Annotated in this window: 14 protein-coding genes; 13 read left to right on the forward strand and 1 reads right to left on the reverse strand. The window is 55.8% G+C overall.

The window, feature by feature from the left end; translation table 11 throughout:
• The first annotated feature begins 19 nt into the window (after positions 1-19).
• The 7 genes from araB to rluA all read left to right on the forward strand — a co-directional run bounded on the left by araB (position 20) and on the right by rluA (position 11,068).
• Entirely contained in the window at positions 20-1,726 is a 1,707-nt protein-coding gene (gene araB / locus LZ634_RS10375; RefSeq protein WP_234504696.1) for a ribulokinase, read from the forward strand.
• Between the two features lie 11 nt (positions 1,727-1,737).
• Positions 1,738-3,240 carry an L-arabinose isomerase gene (gene araA / locus LZ634_RS10380; RefSeq protein WP_234504699.1) on the forward strand — a complete coding sequence of 501 codons (1,503 nt, stop codon included), beginning with the start codon at positions 1,738-1,740 and terminating at the stop codon, positions 3,238-3,240.
• Positions 3,241-3,363: 123 nt separating this feature from the next.
• Positions 3,364-4,059: an L-ribulose-5-phosphate 4-epimerase gene (gene araD, locus LZ634_RS10385; RefSeq protein ID WP_234504702.1), complete on the forward strand. Its 696-nt coding sequence runs from the start codon at positions 3,364-3,366 to the stop codon at positions 4,057-4,059.
• A 176-nt stretch (positions 4,060-4,235) separates the two neighbouring features.
• Positions 4,236-4,904 carry a hypothetical protein gene (locus LZ634_RS10390; RefSeq protein ID WP_234504705.1) on the forward strand — a complete coding sequence of 223 codons (669 nt, stop codon included), beginning with the start codon at positions 4,236-4,238 and terminating at the stop codon, positions 4,902-4,904.
• A 97-nt stretch (positions 4,905-5,001) separates the two neighbouring features.
• Positions 5,002-7,359: a DNA polymerase II gene (polB, locus tag LZ634_RS10395; protein ID WP_234504708.1), complete on the forward strand. Its 2,358-nt coding sequence runs from the start codon at positions 5,002-5,004 to the stop codon at positions 7,357-7,359.
• A gap of 130 nt (positions 7,360-7,489) precedes the next feature.
• Positions 7,490-10,396 carry an RNA polymerase-associated protein RapA gene (gene rapA, locus LZ634_RS10400; RefSeq protein WP_234504710.1) on the forward strand — a complete coding sequence of 969 codons (2,907 nt, stop codon included), beginning with the start codon at positions 7,490-7,492 and terminating at the stop codon, positions 10,394-10,396.
• Positions 10,397-10,408: 12 nt separating this feature from the next.
• On the forward strand, positions 10,409-11,068 hold the full coding sequence (rluA, locus tag LZ634_RS10405) for a bifunctional tRNA pseudouridine(32) synthase/23S rRNA pseudouridine(746) synthase RluA (protein ID WP_052283068.1): 660 nt from the start codon (positions 10,409-10,411) through the stop codon (positions 11,066-11,068).
• 94 nt (positions 11,069-11,162) lie between these two features.
• Here the strand turns inward: rluA and djlA are convergent, their stop codons facing one another.
• A complete protein-coding gene (gene djlA / locus LZ634_RS10410; RefSeq protein ID WP_234504711.1) occupies positions 11,163-11,987 on the reverse strand; it encodes a co-chaperone DjlA in 825 nt (274 codons plus the stop codon).
• Positions 11,988-12,170: 183 nt separating this feature from the next.
• Between djlA and lptD the strand changes: the two genes are divergently transcribed.
• From lptD to apaH, 6 genes are read left to right on the forward strand one after another with little or no spacing between them, the layout of a single operon-like run.
• Positions 12,171-14,537, forward strand: a complete 2,367-nt coding sequence (gene lptD / locus LZ634_RS10415) for an LPS assembly protein LptD (protein ID WP_234504712.1) — start codon at positions 12,171-12,173, stop codon at positions 14,535-14,537.
• 53 nt (positions 14,538-14,590) lie between these two features.
• Complete coding sequence (surA, locus tag LZ634_RS10420) at positions 14,591-15,877, forward strand: peptidylprolyl isomerase SurA (protein ID WP_234504713.1); 1,287 nt, start codon at positions 14,591-14,593, stop codon at positions 15,875-15,877.
• Entirely contained in the window at positions 15,877-16,866 is a 990-nt protein-coding gene (gene pdxA, locus LZ634_RS10425; RefSeq protein WP_234504714.1) for a 4-hydroxythreonine-4-phosphate dehydrogenase PdxA, read from the forward strand. Before surA ends, pdxA begins: the two co-directional genes overlap by 1 nt.
• On the forward strand, positions 16,859-17,680 hold the full coding sequence (rsmA, locus tag LZ634_RS10430) for a 16S rRNA (adenine(1518)-N(6)/adenine(1519)-N(6))-dimethyltransferase RsmA (protein WP_234504715.1): 822 nt from the start codon (positions 16,859-16,861) through the stop codon (positions 17,678-17,680). Before pdxA ends, rsmA begins: the two co-directional genes overlap by 8 nt.
• A gap of 3 nt (positions 17,681-17,683) precedes the next feature.
• Positions 17,684-18,061, forward strand: a complete 378-nt coding sequence (apaG, locus tag LZ634_RS10435; RefSeq protein WP_234504716.1) for a Co2+/Mg2+ efflux protein ApaG — start codon at positions 17,684-17,686, stop codon at positions 18,059-18,061.
• 2 nt (positions 18,062-18,063) lie between these two features.
• Positions 18,064-18,912, forward strand: coding sequence for a bis(5'-nucleosyl)-tetraphosphatase (symmetrical) ApaH (gene apaH / locus LZ634_RS10440; RefSeq protein ID WP_234504717.1), 849 nt, complete (start codon positions 18,064-18,066; stop codon positions 18,910-18,912).
• Positions 18,913-18,961 lie beyond the last annotated feature (49 nt).

The raw sequence follows: 18,961 nt of genomic DNA on the forward strand, positions 1-18,961 counted from the left end.
TTTGAGATGGAGTAACACGATGGCAATCGCAATTGGCCTCGATTTTGGCAGTGATTCAGTCCGCGCCCTGGCAGTTGATTGCGCGACGGGTGAAGAAATCGCTACCAGCGTCGAATGGTATCCGCGCTGGCAGGAAGGGCGTTTCTGCGACGCGCCGAATAACCGCTTCCGCCACCATCCACGCGACTATATTGAGTCGATGGAAGCCGCGCTGAAAGGCGCACTGGCCGAACTTTCCAGCGCTCAGCGCGCGGATGTGGTCGGCATTGGCGTCGACAGCACAGGCTCAACGCCCGCCCCAATTGACGCCGACGGTAACGTGCTGGCGCTGAAAGAAGAGTTCACCGACAACCCGAACGCCATGTTCGTGCTGTGGAAAGACCATACGGCAGTTGAAGAGGCCGAAGCCATCACCCGCCTGTGCCACCAGCCGGGTAAAGAAGATTACTCCCGCTACATTGGCGGCATTTACTCCAGCGAATGGTTCTGGGCCAAAATCCTCCATGTCACCCGCGAAGACCGTACCGTCGCGCAGGCCGCCGCGTCGTGGATTGAACTCTGCGACTGGGTTCCGGCGCTGCTTTCCGGCACCACTCGCCCGCAGGATATTCGCCGTGGCCGCTGTAGCGCCGGGCACAAATCCCTGTGGCACGAAAGCTGGGGCGGATTGCCGCCAACATCATTCTTCGACGAACTTGACCCTATTCTCAATCAGCATCTGCCCTGCCCGCTGTTTAGCGAAACCTGGACTGCAGACGTTCCCGTCGGCACGCTGACCGCCGACTGGGCCGAGCGCCTAGGGTTGTCAACCAAAGTGGTTATCTCCGGCGGCGCATTCGACTGCCATATGGGCGCAGTCGGTGCGGGCGCACAGCCCAACGCGCTGGTGAAAGTGATTGGTACTTCTACCTGCGACATCCTGATCGCCGACAAACACAGCGTCGGCACCCGCACGGTGAAAGGCATCTGCGGCCAGGTTGACGGCAGCGTGGTGCCCAACTTTATCGGGATGGAAGCGGGCCAGTCGGCCTTCGGCGATATCTACGCCTGGTTTGGCCGCGTGCTCGGCTGGCCGCTGGAACAGCTTGCCGCCCAGCATCCTGAACTTAAAGAGCAGATCAAAGCCAGCCAGAAGCAGTTGCTTCCGGCTCTCACCGAAGCGTGGGCCAGCAATCCTTCGCTCGACCATCTACCGGTGGTGCTCGACTGGTTTAACGGTCGCCGTACGCCGAACGCTAATCAGCGTCTGAAGGGCGTGATCACCGATTTAAATCTGGCAACCGATGCCCCTGCGCTGTTTGGCGGGCTGATTGCCGCCACCGCCTTTGGCGCCCGCGCCATTATGGAGTGCTTCACCGAACAAGGCATCCCGGTCAATAACGTGATGGCGCTGGGCGGTATCGCCCGTAAAAACCGCGTCATCATGCAGGCCTGCTGCGATGTGCTCAACCGTCCGCTGCAGATTGTGGCCTCCGATCAGTGCTGCGCGCTGGGTGCGGCGATTTTCGCCGCCGTCGCCGCCCGCGTTCATGACGATATTCCTGCAGCCCAGCAGCAGATGGCTAGCCGCGTTGAACACACGTTACAGCCGCAGCCTCTGCAAGCTCAACGCTTTGAACAGCTTTACCAGCGCTACCAGCAATGGGCCGTCAGCGCCGAACACCATTATCTTCCAGCTGCTTCGTCGGAAAAATCCGCGACTTCCCCTGCAGCGTTGACTCATTAAAGGATACGACTATGACCGTTTTTGATAATTATGAAGTGTGGTTTGTCATTGGCAGCCAGCATCTATATGGCGCAGAAACACTGCGTCAGGTGACACAAAACGCGGAGCACGTGGTTAATGCCTTAAATGCCGAAGCTAAGCTGCCATGCAAGCTGGTGCTGAAACCGCTGGGGACGCGCCCGGATGAAATCACCGCGATTTGTCGTGATGCCAACTACGATAATAGATGCGCCGGCCTGGTTGTCTGGCTGCACACCTTCTCTCCTGCGAAGATGTGGATAAACGGCCTGACCCAACTCAACAAACCGCTGCTGCAGTTCCATACCCAGTTCAACGCGTCCCTGCCGTGGGACAGCATCGATATGGACTTTATGAACCTCAACCAGACCGCACACGGCGGCCGCGAGTTCGGTTTCATCGGCGCCCGTATGCGTCAGCAGCACAGCGTTGTGACCGGCCATTGGCAGGAAAAACGCGCCCAGGAACGCATCGGCGACTGGATGCGCCAGGCCGTTTCTAAACAAGATACCCGTCAGCTGAAAGTGTGCCGCTTTGGCGATAACATGCGTGAAGTTGCCGTCACCGACGGCGATAAAGTCGCGGCGCAGATTAAGTTCGGCTTCTCGGTCAATACCTGGGCGGTGGGCGATCTCGTACAGGTGGTCAACGCCGTGACCGACGGTGAAATCAGCGCGCTGGTTGATGAATATGAAAGCAGCTATCGCCTGACGCCTGCCGCGCAGATCCACGGCGACAAACGCCAGAACGTGTTAGACGCCGCGCGCATCGAGCTGGGGATGAAACGCTTCCTCGAAGAAGGCGGTTTCCACGCCTTCACCACCACCTTTGAAGATTTGCACGGCCTGAAGCAGCTCCCGGGCCTCGCCGTGCAGCGCCTGATGCAGCAAGGCTACGGCTTTGCGGGCGAAGGCGACTGGAAAACCGCCGCCCTGCTTCGCATTATGAAAGTGATGTCGACCGGTCTACAGGGCGGCACCTCATTTATGGAAGACTACACCTACCACTTCGACGGTGGGAACGATCTGGTGCTCGGTTCGCACATGCTGGAAGTCTGCCCATCCATCGCGGTCGAAGACAAACCGCTGCTCGACGTACAGCATCTGGGCATCGGCGGCAAGGCCGATCCGGCGCGTCTGATCTTTAACACCCAGACCGGCCCGGCAATCGTCGCGAGCATGATCGATCTTGGCGACCGCTACCGCCTGCTGGTCAATACCATCGAAACGGTGAAAACCCCGCACAACCTGCCGAAACTGCCGGTGGCGAACGCTCTGTGGAAGGCACATCCAAATCTGGAAACCGCTTCTGAGGCGTGGATCATCGCCGGCGGCGCGCACCATACCGTGTTCAGCCACGCATTGACGCTGGACGATATGCGCCAGTTCGCCGAGCTGCACGATATTGAAATCGCCGTCATTGACAACGATACCCGTCTGCCAGCGTTTAAAGACGCGCTGCGCTGGAACGAGGTGTATTTCGGTTCTAAACGATAAGCCGCTTCCCCTCACCCTAACTCCCTCCCAAAGGGAGAGGGAACCGTTGAGTGCATATCTGCCCTTCCCCTTCTCCCTGCAGGAGAAGGCCGGGGTGAGGGAAACTGAAACACGGAGCAAACCATGTTAGACGATCTCAAACGTCAGGTGCTGGAAGCCAATCTGGCGCTTCCCAGACACAACCTGGTGACCTTAACCTGGGGCAACGTCAGCGCCGTTGACCGCGAGTGCGGCGTGCTGGTGATCAAACCTTCCGGTGTCGACTATAGCGTGATGACCGCTGACGATATGGTGGTGGTGAGCCTCGAAACCGGTGAAGTGGTCGAGGGTAAGAAAAAACCCTCATCGGATACCCCAACCCACCGCCTGCTGTATCAAGCATTTCCCACGCTCGGCGGCATCGTTCACACCCACTCGCGCCATGCGACCATCTGGGCGCAGGCCGGGCAGTCTATTCCAGCGACCGGCACCACCCACGCCGACTATTTCTACGGCGCCGTGCCCTGTACCCGCCTGATGACCGACACGGAAATCAACGGTGATTACGAATGGGAAACCGGCGCGGTGATCGTCGAAACCTTCCGGCAAAACGGCATTGACCCAGCGCAAATGCCCGGCGTACTGGTTCATTCCCACGGCCCGTTTGCGTGGGGCAAAAATGCCGAAGATGCGGTGCATAACGCCATCGTTCTGGAAGAGATTGCCTATATGGGTATCTTCTGCCGCCAGCTAGCGCCAGAGCTACCGGATATGCAGCAAACGCTGCTGGATAAACACTACTTGCGTAAGCACGGGGCAAAGGCTTATTACGGGCAGTAAATTATGGCCGTCAGAACAGGTTCTGACGGCATAACAATCTATTTTTAAATCCCTTCCCTACCTGATTCCTGGACTTATTTAGCACAGCTAAAGCGTCGTAAAATCAACTTAATATTTAAGTTGTTACGGCAAGCGTACGCTTCATATGTCTAAATACTCATATTAAGGTCTCACACATGTCTGAAGTTATGGTCTCGGAAGGAATTATTGAATCTTACTGGCTGCTAAAGGATTATTGGACCCGGGTTCGATTTGCCTATCAAACCGAAAATGGTGGCTGGAGTGATATTGACGTTGTCGCCTACGATCCTGAAACACGTCACCTGGTTATCGCCGAATCAAAAGTACGCGGCCCTAAAAAAGCTATCTATGCCTACACCGAGCTCACTCAAGACAAATACGGCTCGCTACTTGATTATGATGGCAATAATTACTTCTCCTTCCTTAAGAATCTGCCCCGCATTTGCAGCGATGGGATCCTCTTCAAAAACTTCTCTCGGATGGTAGACAAAATCACCGTTCAATTGGTTTCTAACTACGTTATTGATCAGGATGTTATGGAAGATGCCAAAGCCGCGGTGCTCGCGCAGGTGAAAAGCATTTTGCCCAAAATGAAGTGTGAGATCGAGGTTATGCTCAATTCCACCATGGATATCATGGTGCAGGTGATTGAGCAGGAAAATGAAATGACGAAAGGGCGTCGCTATGGCAATGCCATGCTGGATATTGCCCGCGAAATGAACCGCTATGCGCACCCTGATATCAAATATGCGGGCCGCGGCGACAAAGAGGCGCTCAGAGCACAGATGATCTCTCCCCTCATTGACACATTGAAAGGGAAGTAAATACAGCTTATAACCAACCTATAAATACTGTATATAACCCCATACCCTGTAGCGTTCATGCTATACTTGGGCAAGGTTTACTGACAAAGAGCAGCGCGTGACGCAGGCACAAGAAGGTTTTCTATTGACCCGTCACTGGCGGGATACACCGCAGGGCACAGAGCTGATTTTCTGGCTGGCGACCGACAGCGGCCCGCTGCAGGTCACGCTGCCGCCGCAAGAGTCTGTGGCGTTTATCCCCGAATCCCAGCGTGCGCAGGTTGAACGCCTGCTGCACGGTGAAAATGGCCTGCGTTTTGCGCCGCTCACCCTCAAAGATTTCCATCGCCAGCCGGTTTTTGGCCTTTACTGCCGTGCCCATCGCCAATTGATGCGGCTGGAAAAGCTACTGCGCGAAAACGGCATTACCGTCTATGAAGCCGACGTCCGCCCGCCGGAACGTTACCTGATGGAGCGCTTTATCACCGCTCCGGTATGGGTTGAAGGCGAAAGGCGCGGCACCACCCTTCGCCAGGCGCGAATGAAGCCAAACCCGGACTACCGCCCACCGCTGAAATGGGTATCACTGGATATCGAAACCAGCCGTCACGGCGAGCTCTACTGCATCGGCCTTGAAGGCTGTGGCCAGCGCACCGTCTATATGCTCGGTTCACCCCCGGAGCAGCAGCCACAGGTCGATTTTCATCTCGAATATGTTGCCAGCCGCCCGCTGCTGCTGGAAAAACTCAACGCCTGGTTTGCTGAATACGATCCGGATGTGCTGATCGGCTGGAACGTGGTGCAGTTTGATCTTCGGGTACTGCAAAAAAGCGCCGAACGTTACAAAGTCCCGCTGCTGCTCGGGCGCGGCGGCAGCGAGCTAGAGTGGCGCGAGCACGGTTTTAAAAATGGCGTCTTCTTCGCCCAGGCCGCCGGGCGGTTAATTATCGATGGCATTGAAGCGCTGAAATCCGCTTTCTGGAGCTTTTCGTCCTTTTCTCTGGAAAATGTCTCTCGTGAATTATTGGGCGAAGGCAAAGCCATTGATAATCCGTGGGACAGGATGGACGAAATTGACCGCCGTTTCGCCGAAGATAAACCCGCACTGGCCACCTATAACCTGAAAGACTGCGAGCTGGTGACGCGCATTTTCCACAAAACGGAAATTATGCCGTTCCTGCTGGAGCGCGCCACGGTCAACGGCCTGGCAGTCGACAGACACGGCGGCTCGGTCGCCGCCTTTAGCCACCTCTATTTTCCGCGCATGCATCGCCTCGGCTATGTGGCACCCAACCTTGGCGAAGTCCCTCCGCAGGCCAGCCCTGGTGGCTACGTCATGGACTCGCGCCCCGGGCTGTATGATTCTGTGCTGGTGCTCGACTACAAAAGCCTGTATCCGTCGATCATTCGCTCATTCCTGATAGACCCGGTTGGCCTGATTGAAGGGATGGCGCATCCTGAACAACAGCACAGCACGGAAGGTTTTCTCGACGCGTGGTTCTCCCGCAATAAGCATTGCCTGCCGGGGATCGTCAGCCAGATTTGGCACGCCCGTGATGAAGCAAAACGCCAGCACAACAAACCATTATCGCAGGCGCTGAAGATCATCATGAACGCCTTCTACGGCGTACTGGGCACCAGCGCCTGCCGCTTTTTCGATCCTCGTCTGGCCTCGTCGATAACCATGCGCGGGCATGCGATCATGCGCCAGACCAAAGCGCTGATCGAATCGCAGGGCTATGACGTCATTTATGGTGATACCGACTCCACCTTTGTCTGGCTCAAACGCGCCCATGATGAAGATAAAGCCGCCGAAATTGGCCGTTCGCTGGTCGCGTTTGTGAACCGGTGGTGGGCCGATGAGCTACAAAAAAGCGGCCTGACCAGCGCGATGGAGCTGGAATTTGAAACCCACTTTTGCCGCTTCCTGATGCCGACCATTCGTGGGGCCGATACCGGCAGTAAAAAACGCTACGCCGGGATGATTCAGGAAGGTGATAAACAGCGCATGCTGTACAAAGGGCTAGAGACCGTCCGCACCGACTGGACGCCGCTGGCGCAGCAGTTTCAGCAGGCCCTCTATTTACGCATTTTCCGCAACGAGCCGTACCGGGATTTCATTCGCGAAACCATCGATAAACTAATGGCCGGTGAATTGGACGAACAGCTGGTTTATCGTAAGCAGCTGCGTCGCCCATTGGCGGAGTATCAGCGTAACATCCCGCCGCATGTGCGCGCCGCTCGCCTGGCCGATGAACACAACGTGCGGCTTGGCCGTCCGCAACAGTACCAGCAGCGCGGAAGCATCCGCTACGTCTGGACCACTAACGGCCCGGAGCCGCTGGCATATCAGCAATCACCGCTGGATTACGATCACTACCTGACAAAACAATTAGCGCCCGTTGCCGAAGGAATTCTCCCCTTTGTCGACGACGATTTTGCTACAATAGTGACAGGGCAACTGGGTCTATTTTGACAGGTGACTAACGTCTCGCCATCCAGTACCATAGCGCCCTTTCCATTCCTGGACCTCATTCACTCGCCGCCTTCCTTTAGGTGGTGGATGAATATTGCCTGCAATTTATTAAAGATAGAGCCGAACGCATATGCCTTTTACACTTGGTCAACGCTGGATCAGCGATACAGAAAGCGAATTGGGACTTGGTACTGTTGTTGCAATGGATGCACGAACCGTCACCCTACTCTTTTCGGCAACCGGAGAGAACCGTCTGTACGCCCGTAGTGACTCCCCCGTGACCCGCGTGATGTTCAATCCCGGCGACACGATAACAAGCCATGAAGGCTGGCAGTTGCTCGTTGATGAAGTTAAAGAAGAAAATGGTCTGCTGGCGTACATCGGTACCCGTCAGGACACCGAAGAAGAGAACGTGATGCTGCGCGAAGTACTGCTCGACAGCAAACTGGTGTTTAGCAAACCGCAGGACCGTCTCTTTGCCGGTCAGATTGACCGCATGGATCGTTTCGCGCTGCGCTACCGCGCGCGTAAGTACCAGAGCGAACAGTACCGCATGCCATGGAGCGGCCTGCGCGGCCAGCGCACCAGCCTTATTCCACATCAGCTCAACATCGCCCATGATGTTGGCCGTCGTCACGCTCCGCGCGTACTGCTGGCAGATGAAGTTGGCTTGGGTAAAACCATTGAAGCCGGGATGATCCTGCACCAACAGCTGCTGTCCGGTGCGGCACAGCGCGTACTGATTATCGTGCCAGAAACCCTGCAGCATCAGTGGCTGGTCGAAATGCTGCGCCGCTTCAACCTGCGCTTTGCGCTGTTTGATGATGAACGCTATGCCGAAGCCCAGCACGACGCCTATAACCCATTTGAAACCGAACAGCTGGTGATCTGCTCGCTGGACTTCGTGCGTCGTAGCAAACAGCGCCTCGAACACCTGTGCGATGCCGAATGGGATCTGATGGTGGTCGATGAAGCGCACCACCTGGTGTGGAGCGAAGAGGCACCAAGCCGCGAATATCAAGCGATTGAACAGCTGGCCGAGCGCGTGCCTGGCATCCTGCTGCTGACTGCAACGCCGGAGCAACTGGGTATGGAAAGCCACTTCGCGCGTCTGCGTCTGCTTGACCCGAACCGCTTCCACGATTTCGCACAGTTTGTTGAAGAACAAAATAATTATCGTCCAGTAGCCGACGCCGTCGCGCTGCTGCTGGCCGGTAACAAACTCAGTAATGATGATCTGAATATGCTGGGCGAACTGATTGGCGAGCAGGATATTGAAGCCCTGCTGCAAACCGCCAACAGCGATCGCGAAGGCGCCGAAGCCGCACGCCAGGAGCTGGTCTCCATGCTGATGGACCGCCACGGTACCAGCCGCGTGCTGTTCCGTAACACCCGTAACGGGGTGAAAGGCTTCCCGAAACGCGAACTGCACACCATCAAGCTGCCGCTGCCGGCACAGTATCAGACGGCGATTAAAGTCTCCGGCATTATGGGTGCTCGCAAAGGCGCCGAAGAACGCGCTCGCGACATGCTGTATCCAGAGCAGATTTATCAAGAATTTGAAGGCGATACCGGTACCTGGTGGAACTTCGATCCGCGCGTTGAGTGGCTGATGGGCTACCTGACCGCGCACCGTTCGCAGAAAGTCCTGGTGATTTGCGCCAAAGCCGCCACTGCGCTGCAGCTGGAGCAGGTTCTGCGCGAACGCGAAGGCATCCGCGCCGCCGTATTCCACGAAGGCATGTCAATTATCGAACGTGACCGCGCCGCCGCCTGGTTTGGCGAAGAGGACAGCGGCGCTCAGGTTTTGCTGTGTTCAGAAATCGGCTCTGAAGGCCGTAACTTCCAGTTCGCCAGCAACCTGGTGATGTTTGACCTGCCGTTCAACCCGGACCTGCTGGAGCAGCGTATCGGCCGTCTGGACCGTATCGGTCAGGCGCACGATATTCAGATCCACGTGCCGTTCCTCGAAAAAACCGCTCAGTCGGTGCTGGTTCGCTGGTTCCATGAAGGTCTCGACGCATTCGAGCACACCTGTCCGACCGGCCGTACCATCTATGACAGCGTTCACGGTCAACTGATCAACTACCTGGCGACTCCAGAAAATACTGACGGTTTTGACGACCTGATTAAAGCCTGCCGCGAACAGCATGAAGCGCTGAAAACACAGCTGGAACAGGGCCGCGATCGCCTGCTGGAAATTCACTCCAACGGCGGCGAGAAAGCACAGCTTCTGGCTGAAAGCATCGAAGAGCAGGATGACGATACCAACCTCATTGCCTTTGCCATGAACCTGTTCGATATCGTCGGCATCAACCAGGACGATCGCGGTGAAAACCTGATCGTGCTGACGCCATCCGATCACATGCTGGTGCCAGACTTCCCGGGTCTGCCGGAAGATGGTTGCACCGTGACCTTCGAGCGTGATGTCGCACTGTCCCGCGAAGACGCGCAGTTCCTCACCTGGGAACACCCGCTGATTCACAACGGTCTGGATCTGATCCTTTCCGGCGATACCGGGAGCAGCACCATTTCACTGTTGAAAAACAAGGCGCTGCCGGTCGGTACCCTGCTGGTTGAACTGATTTATGTTGTTGAAGCGCAGGCGCCAAAACAGCTGCAGCTTAACCGCTTCCTGCCACCGACGCCGGTGCGTATGCTGCTGGATAAGAACGGTACCAACCTCGCCGCTCAGGTCGAGTTTGAAACCTTCAACCGCCAGCTCAGCGCGGTAAACCGTCATACCGGCAGCAAGCTGGTGAATGCGGTACAACAGGATGTGCACGCAATTCTGCAACTGGGCGAAGGGCAGATTGCCAAAGCTGCGCAGGCGCTGATTGATGGCGCACGTCAGGAAGCCGATGAGAAGCTCAGCGCTGAACTGTCGCGTCTGGAAGCGCTGAAAGCGGTGAACCCAAACATTCGCGACGACGAACTGTCGGCGATTGAAAGCAACCGTCAGCAGGTGATGGAAAGCCTATCACAGGCGGGATGGCGTCTGGACGCACTGCGTCTGATCGTCGTCACTCACCAGTAACAGGAGCCCGCTATGGGAATGGAAAACTATTTTCCGCCACAGGATCCATGGCTGGTCATCCTCTATCAGGATGAGCACATCATGGTGGTCAACAAGCCAAGCGGCTTGTTGTCCGTGCCCGGCCGTCAGGAAGAGCATAAAGACAGCGTCATGACGCGCGTCCAGCGCGACTTTCCGCAGGCGGAGTCAGTGCACCGCCTCGATATGGCAACCAGTGGCGTCATCGTAGTAGCCCTGACCAAAGCGGCTGAACGTGAGCTAAAACGCCAGTTCCGCGAACGCGAGCCGAAGAAACAATACGTGGCTCGCGTGTGGGGACACCCGCAGCCGCAGGAAGGTCTGGTAGATTTACCGCTGATTTGCGACTGGCCGAACCGGCCTAAGCAGAAGGTGTGTTATGAAACCGGGAAGTCGGCGCAGACCGAGTATGAAGTGCTGGAGTACGCGGCGGATAACACCGCCCGCGTGCTGCTAAAACCAATTACCGGGCGTTCTCACCAGCTGCGCGTGCATATGCTGGCACTGGGGCACCCGATTCTGGGTGACCGTTTTTACGCCACACCGGAAGCACTGGCGATGGCACCCCGTTTGCAGCTGCATGCGCAGACGTTGACCATTACCCATCCGGAATTTGGCACCAGTATGACGTTCAAGGCACCGGTCGATTTTTAACGAAGCCCTCATCTAAGGATGCTTCGCTTACCCGGCCTACCATTCTGCGTAGGCCGGGTAAGACACAGACCGTCATCCGACGACGATTAAACGCTTACTTAAACCCTTTCTGTTCTTTAATCAGCTCGTACGCTTTCTGAATTTCCTGCGCTTTCTGCTTCGCCATCTCCATCATCTCCGGCGGTAACCCTTTGGCCACCAGTTTATCCGGGTGATGCTCGCTCATTAACTTACGGTAAGCGCGCTTAATGGTCGTGGCATCATCGTTGGGCTTCACGCCCAGCACGTTGCAGGCATCTTCCAGCGTCGGGCCACGTTGCGCCTGTTGCCAGCCGCCGCCGTTGCCGCCCTGCGACTGCTGATGATAGCCGCCGCCAAACTGTGCGCCGCCCTGCATCATACGCAGGAACTGATCGAACTGGGCGTTGGAGATCCCCAGCTCTTCAGCAATCACGTACAGCACATCGCGCTCATTCGGGTGCAATGAACCGTCGGCAAACGCCGCCTGAATCTGGATCTCCAGAAACATGCGAATCAGATCAAAACGACCAAAACAGACGCTGCGGAACTGACGCATTTTTTCGCGCAGCGGATAGTTGTCGGCTTTACCGACGCGAAATGCCTGTTGAGCCGCCGTGCGCGATTCACCGTGCAGATTCATACGATCCATAAACAGACTGGCGATATGAATATCCGCTTCGGTCACGCGCCCTTTCGATTTGGTCAGGTGGCCCATCACTTCAAACGTGGTGGCAAAAAACAGCGACTGACGCTGCTGTTGATTGGCAAACCAGTTCATGCGACGGCTTCGCGCCTTATCAAACATGTGACCCACAAGCAGCCCGAGGACAACGCCCCAAAACCCTCCGCCCATTAATAGAGCGATGGCCACACCAATCACTTTTCCCCAATACTGCATATACTCCCCAAATCGTCATGCCAGCGGCTAAAATATGCATTATCATACCTGTCATTCAATGCCGTGCATAACACCTCTGGCGAGAACGGGCAGGATAAAACTAGCGTGATAACGATGAGTACGTTAGTCTCTGACCGTTTGCAAGCCGCAATGCTATAGATGACGGAACAACAAATACAACGTATGAAAAAACGTATTCCCACTCTCCTCGCGACCATGATCGCCAGCGCCTTGTACAGTCAGCAGGGATTGGCTGCGGATCTCGCATCACAATGTATGCTTGGCGTCCCGAGTTACGATCGCCCGCTGGTAAGCGGCAAGACTAACGAGCAGCCCGTCACCATTACTGCCGATCACGCCGATGGCAACTACCCTGAAAACGCCGTTTTTAAAGGCAACGTTGATATTAATCAGGGCAATAGCCGCTTGCAGGCAGATGAAGTTCAGCTGCATCAGAAGCAGGCCGATGGTCAGCCTACGCCTGTTCGTACCGTTGATGCACTCGGTAACGTCCACTATGACGATAATCAGGTAATTCTGAAAGGGCCTAAAGCCTGGTCAAACCTGAATACCAAAGACACTAACGTCTGGAAAGGTGATTACCAGATGGTTGGCCGTCAGGGCCGTGGCAACGCGGACGTGATGAAGCAGCGCGGCGAAAACCGTTACACCATTCTGGAAAACGGCAGCTTTACCTCCTGTCTGCCGGGTTCTAACACCTGGAGCGTGGTCGGGAGCGAAGTGATCCACGATCGCGAAGAACAGGTCGCGGAAATCTGGAATGCGCGCTTTAAAATTGGCCCGGTGCCGGTTTTCTATAGCCCTTATCTGCAGCTTCCGGTGGGTGACAAGCGTCGCTCAGGTTTTCTGATTCCAAACGCCAAGTACGGTAGCTCAAACCACTTTGAGTTCTCACTGCCGTACTACTGGAACATTGCGCCAAACATGGACGCAACGCTGACCCCGCACTATATGGACAAGCGTGGCGGCGTCATGTGGGAGAACGAATTCCGCTATCTGAGCCAGGCCGGTCAAGGCCTGTTTGAGCTGGATTATCTGCCATCCGATAAGGTCTATTCAAACGATCACCCGAACGATGAAAACAGCCGTCGCTGGCTGTTCTACTGGCATCATGCCGGGGTCATGGATCAAGTGTGGCGCTTCAACGCCGATTACACCAAAGTCAGCGATCCGGACTATTTTAACGACTTTGACTCCAAATACGGTTCCAGTACCGATGGCTATGCCACGCAGAAGCTGAGCGTCGGCTATGTGGTGCAGAACTTCGATGCGACCGTGTCGTCAAAACAGTTCCAGGTCTTCGACCGCGCCAACAGCAACTCCTATTCTGCTGAGCCGCAGCTGGACGTGAACGCCTATCAGAACGACGTCGGGCCGTTTGATACGCACCTTTATGCGCAGGCGGTTAAGTTCGTCAACAGCAACAGCAGCCTGCCTGAAGCAACGCGTGTGCACATGGAGCCGACCATCAGTCTGCCATTGGGCAACCGTTGGGGTAGCATCAATACCGAAGCGAAGCTGCTGGCGACACACTATAACCAGAGCAATATCGACAGCTACAATCGCGATCCAGACAACGCTAATCAGCTGGCCAGTTCGGTCAACCGCACCATGCCGCAGCTGAAAGTTGACGGCAAAATGGTCTTTGAGCGCGATGTTGAGCTGACTCCGGGCTATACCCAGACTCTGGAACCGCGGATGCAGTACCTGTACATCCCGTACCGCGATCAGAGCAAAATCAATAACTACGACTCAACTTTCCTGCAATCTGACTACTCCGGTCTGTTCCGCGACCGCAGCTACAGCGGCCTTGATCGTATTGCGTCGGCAAACCAAATCACGACCGGTGTCACATCACGTATTTATGATGACGCTGCCGTTGAACGTTTTAACGTTTCCGTTGGTCAAATCTACTATTTCACCGAGTCTCGTACCGGTGATGACAACGTAAACTGGGAGAAAGACGACAAAACGGGCTCGCTGGTTTGGGCAGGTGATACCTACTGGCGCATCAGCGACAAGTGGGGTTTACGCGGTGGGATTCAGTACGATACCCGTCTGAACAACATCTCCACCAGCAGTTCAGCTATTGAATACCGCCAGGACGACGAGCGTTTAGTGCAGTTGACCTACCGCTACGCCAGCCCAGAGTATATCCAGGCCACGCTGCCAACTTACTCAACGGCCGAGCAGTATCGGGAAGGGATCTCGCAGGTTGGCGCAACGGCAAGCTGGCCAATCGTCGACCGCTGGTCCGTGGTGGGTGCCTATTACTTTGACACCAACACCCATAGCTCGGCCGATCAGATGCTTGGCGTGCAGTATAACTCCTGCTGCTATGCGATCCGCGTAGGCTACGAGCGTAAGCTCAACGGCTGGGATTACAACAGCAGCAACACTGGCGGTCGGTCCAAATATGATAACTCCATCGGCTTCAGCATTGAGCTGCGTGGTCTGAGCTCTAACTACGGTCTGGGTACCCAGCAGATGCTGCGTTCCAACATCATGCCGTACCAAAGCTCGCTGTAATGTCACTGGTTAGACACATCATCCGCATTGCGGTTAATTGAAATGGAAAAAGTATGAAGAACTGGAAAACGCTGCTTCTCGGTATCGCCTTAGTTGCGAATACCAGCTTCGCTGCCCCGCAGGTTGTCGATAAAGTTGCAGCCGTTGTAAATAATGGCGTCGTACTCGAGAGCGACGTTGATGGCCTGATGCAGTCCGTCAAAATGAACTCTGGTCAGGCTGGCCAACAGCTGCCGGACGACGCAACCCTGCGCCACCAGATTCTGGAGCGTCTGATCATGGATCAGATTATCCTGCAGATGGGGCAGAAAATGGGCGTGAAGGTTTCTGACGAGCAGGTCGATCAGGCGATCGCCAATATTGCTAAGCAGAACAACATGACGCTGGATCAGATGCGCAGCCGTCTGGCTTACGATGGGATGAACTACAACACCTATCGCAGCCAGATTCGCAAAGAGATGCTGATTTCTGAAGTGCGTAACAACGAAGTGCGCCGTCGCATTACCGTGCTGCCGCAGGAAGTTGACGCTCTGGCCAACCAGATTGGTACCCAGAACGACGCCAGCACTGAGCTGAACCTGAGCCACATCCTGGTTCCGCTGCCGGAAAATCCAAGCTCCGATCAGGTCAACGAAGCGCAGAGCCAGGCTGAGTCTATCGTCGAGCAGGCACGTAACGGTGCCGACTTCGGTAAGCTCGCTATCACCTATTCTGCAGACCAGCAGGCGCTGAAAGGCGGCCAGATGGGCTGGGGTCGTATTCAGGAGCTGCCGGCAATCTTTGCACAGGCGCTGAGCACGGCGAAAAAAGGTGATGTTGTCGGTCCAATCCGTTCCGGCGTTGGTTTCCACATCTTGAAAATCAACGACATGCGCGGCCAGACTCAGAACATCTCTGTGACTGAAACCCACGCTCGCCACATTCTGCTGAAGCCATCGCCAATCATGACCGACGATCAGGCGCGTGCGAAGCTGGAGCAGGTTGCAGCGGATATCCGCAGCGGCAAAACCACTTTCGAGAAAGCGGCCAAAGAACTGTCTCAGGATCCAGGCTCTGCTAACCAGGGCGGTGACTTAGGCTGGGCGACGCCGGATATCTACGATCCATCATTCCGCGATGCGCTGATGAAGCTGAACAAAGGCCAAATGAGCGGCCCGGTTCACTCCTCCTTCGGCTGGCACCTGATTCAGCTGCTGGACACGCGTAACGTTGACCGCACCGATGCGGCACAGAAAGATCGTGCTTATCGTATGCTGATGAACCGTAAGTTCTCTGAAGAAGCGGCTACCTGGATGCAGGAACAGCGCGCAAGCGCCTACGTTAAAATTCTGAGCAACTAATGACACAACATCGCGTTGTTATCACTCCCGGCGAACCCGCCGGGATTGGCCCGGATCTCGTTATCCAACTGGCCCAGCGCGACTGGCCGCTCGAACTGGTCGTCTGTGCAGACGGCGGCCTGCTCATCGAGCGGGCCAGGCTCCTTGGCCTCCCCCTCACGCTTTTACCCTACTCTCCCGACCACTCCGCAACACCACAACGTGCCGGTACGCTAACGCTGCTGCCCGTTGCGCTGCATGCTGACGTCCAGCCCGGCGTATTAAACGTCGACAACGGGCGTTATGTCGTCGAGACGCTGGCGCGGGCCTGTGATGGCTGTCTGAACGGGGAGTTTGCTGCGCTAGTCACCGGGCCGGTACACAAAGGCATTATTAACGATGCCGGCGTCGCCTTTACCGGCCATACCGAGTTCTTCGAAGAGCGCGCGGGTGCCGAAAAAGTGGTGATGATGCTGGCCACCGAAGAGCTGCGCGTTGCGCTGGCGACCACGCACCTGCCGCTCAAAGCGGTGAGTGACGCCATCACGCCGGATCTGCTGCGGGAAGTCATTACCATCCTGCACGACGATTTACGCAACAAGTTTGGTATTGCCGAGCCCCACGTTCTGGTTTGCGGCCTGAATCCGCACGCCGGAGAAGGCGGCCATATGGGTACCGAAGAGATCGACACCATCATCCCAGTGCTGGACGAGATGCGGGCGAAAGGGATGAATCTCAGCGGGCCGCTGCCTGCTGATACCTTATTCCAGCCAAAGTATCTGGACCACGCCGATGCCGTACTCGCAATGTTCCACGATCAGGGCCTACCCGTGCTAAAATACCAGGGATTTGGTCGCGGCGTGAATATTACGCTCGGCTTACCCTTTATTCGCACCTCCGTTGACCATGGTACCGCCCTTGAACTGGCTGGCCTTGGGAAAGCGGACGTCGGCAGTTTTATTACGGCGCTTAATCTCGCCATCAAAATGATTGTTAACTCTAATGAATAATCGAGTCCATCAGGGCCACTTAGCCCGTAAACGCTTCGGGCAAAACTTCTTAAACGACCAGTTCGTTATCGACAGCATTGTTGCGGCCATTAATCCGCAAAAAGGCCAGGCGATGGTTGAAATCGGCCCGGGCCTCGCTGCGCTAACCGAACCGGTTGGCGAACGTCTTGACGAAATGACCGTTATCGAACTGGACCGCGACCTCGCGGCACGTTTGCAAACTCACCCGTTCCTGGGGCCGAAGCTGACCATTTATCAGCAGGATGCCATGACCATGAACTTTGGCGAGCTGTCTGAAAAACTGGGTCAGCCGCTGCGCGTGTTCGGCAACCTGCCGTACAACATCTCCACGCCGTTGATGTTCCACCTGTTTAGCTATACTAATGCTATTGCAGACATGCACTTCATGCTGCAAAAAGAAGTGGTTAACCGTCTGGTTGCAGGACCAAACAGTAAAGCCTATGGTCGTTTGACCGTCATGGCGCAATACTACTGCAATGTGATCCCGGTTCTTGAAGTTCCGCCGACCGCATTTACGCCACCGCCAAAAGTGGATTCCGCCGTTGTCCGTCTGGTGCCACATACCACCAAACCGCACCCGGTAAAAGATGTCCGCGTACTGAGCCGTATTACGACCGAAGCGTTTAACCAACGTCGTAAAACCATCCGTAACAGCCTGGGCAACCTGTTCAGCGTTGAGCTGTTGACGGAATTAGGTGTCGACCCAGCGATGCGTGCAGAAAATATCTCTGTTGCGCAATACTGCCGGATGGCCAATTATCTGTCAGAGAATGCGCCCTCCAAGGAGAGCTAGACCATGATTGATTCGCCACGAGTTTGCGTCCAGGTTCAGAGCGTCTACATTGAGACGCACTCCATGCCGGAAGAGGAACGTTACGTTTTCGCTTATACGGTGACCATTCGCAATCTCGGGCGAACTGCGGTTCAGCTTCTAGGGCGTTACTGGGTTATCACCAACGGCCATGGCCGTGAAACCGAAGTACAGGGTGAAGGTGTCGTCGGCGTTCAGCCACACATCGAGCCCGGCGGTGAATATCAGTACACCAGCGGTGCCGTGCTGGAAACGCCGCTCGGCACCATGCAGGGCCACTATGACATGATCGACGTGGACGGCGTGCCGTTCGCTATCGACATCCCCGTTTTCCGTCTCTTTGTTCCCACGCTGATTCATTAATTATGTCTACATACCTTATTGGCGACATTCACGGTTGCTACGATGAGTTAATTGCCCTGTTGCAACAGGTTGAGTTTACGCCAGGCAAAGATACCCTATGGTTGACGGGAGATTTGGTCGCGCGCGGCTCAGGTTCGTTAGAGGTGCTGCGCTACGTTAAATCGTTAGGCGACTGCGTCAAAATCGTGCTGGGAAATCATGACCTGCACCTGCTGGCCGTCTTCGCGGGTATCAGCCGCAACAAGCCGAAAGATCGCCTTAACCCGCTGCTCGAAGCACCGGATGCCGACGATCTGCTCAACTGGCTGCGTCGTCAGCCGCTGATGCAGGTGGATGAAGATAAAAAATTAGTGATGGCGCATGCGGGTATTACGCCGCAGTGGGATATGGAAACCGCCAAACAGTGCGCGCGCGACGTTGAAGCCGTATTGTCCAGCGACTCCTATCCGTTCTTCCTCGACGCGATGTACGGCGATATGCCAAATAACTGGTCGGCGGATCTTAGCGGTCTGGCACGACTGCGCTTTATCACCAATGCTTTCACCCGGATGCGCTACTGCTTCCCGAACGGCCAGCTGGATATGTACAGCAAAGAGTCGCCGGAAGACGTACCCGCTCCGCTGAAGCCATGGTTTATGCTGCCAGGCCCGATTACCGAAGAGTACAGCGTGGCCTTTGGTCATTGGGCGTCGCTGGAAGGTAAAGGCACACCGGAAGGGATTTATGCGCTGGACACCGGCTGCTGCTGGGGCGGCGATCTCACCTGTCTGCGCTGGGAAGATAAAATGTACTTCGCGCAGCCATCGAATCGTCGTCTGAATCCGGGCGAGAGTGAGGCGGTTGCTTCGTAGTTCGGGGCATCCCCCGGCCACAGGTCGGATACATCATGAAAACAAAAAC

It is taken from the genome of Kluyvera intermedia, from assembly GCF_021440345.1.
GTDB lineage: Bacteria > Pseudomonadota > Gammaproteobacteria > Enterobacterales > Enterobacteriaceae > Kluyvera > Kluyvera intermedia_A.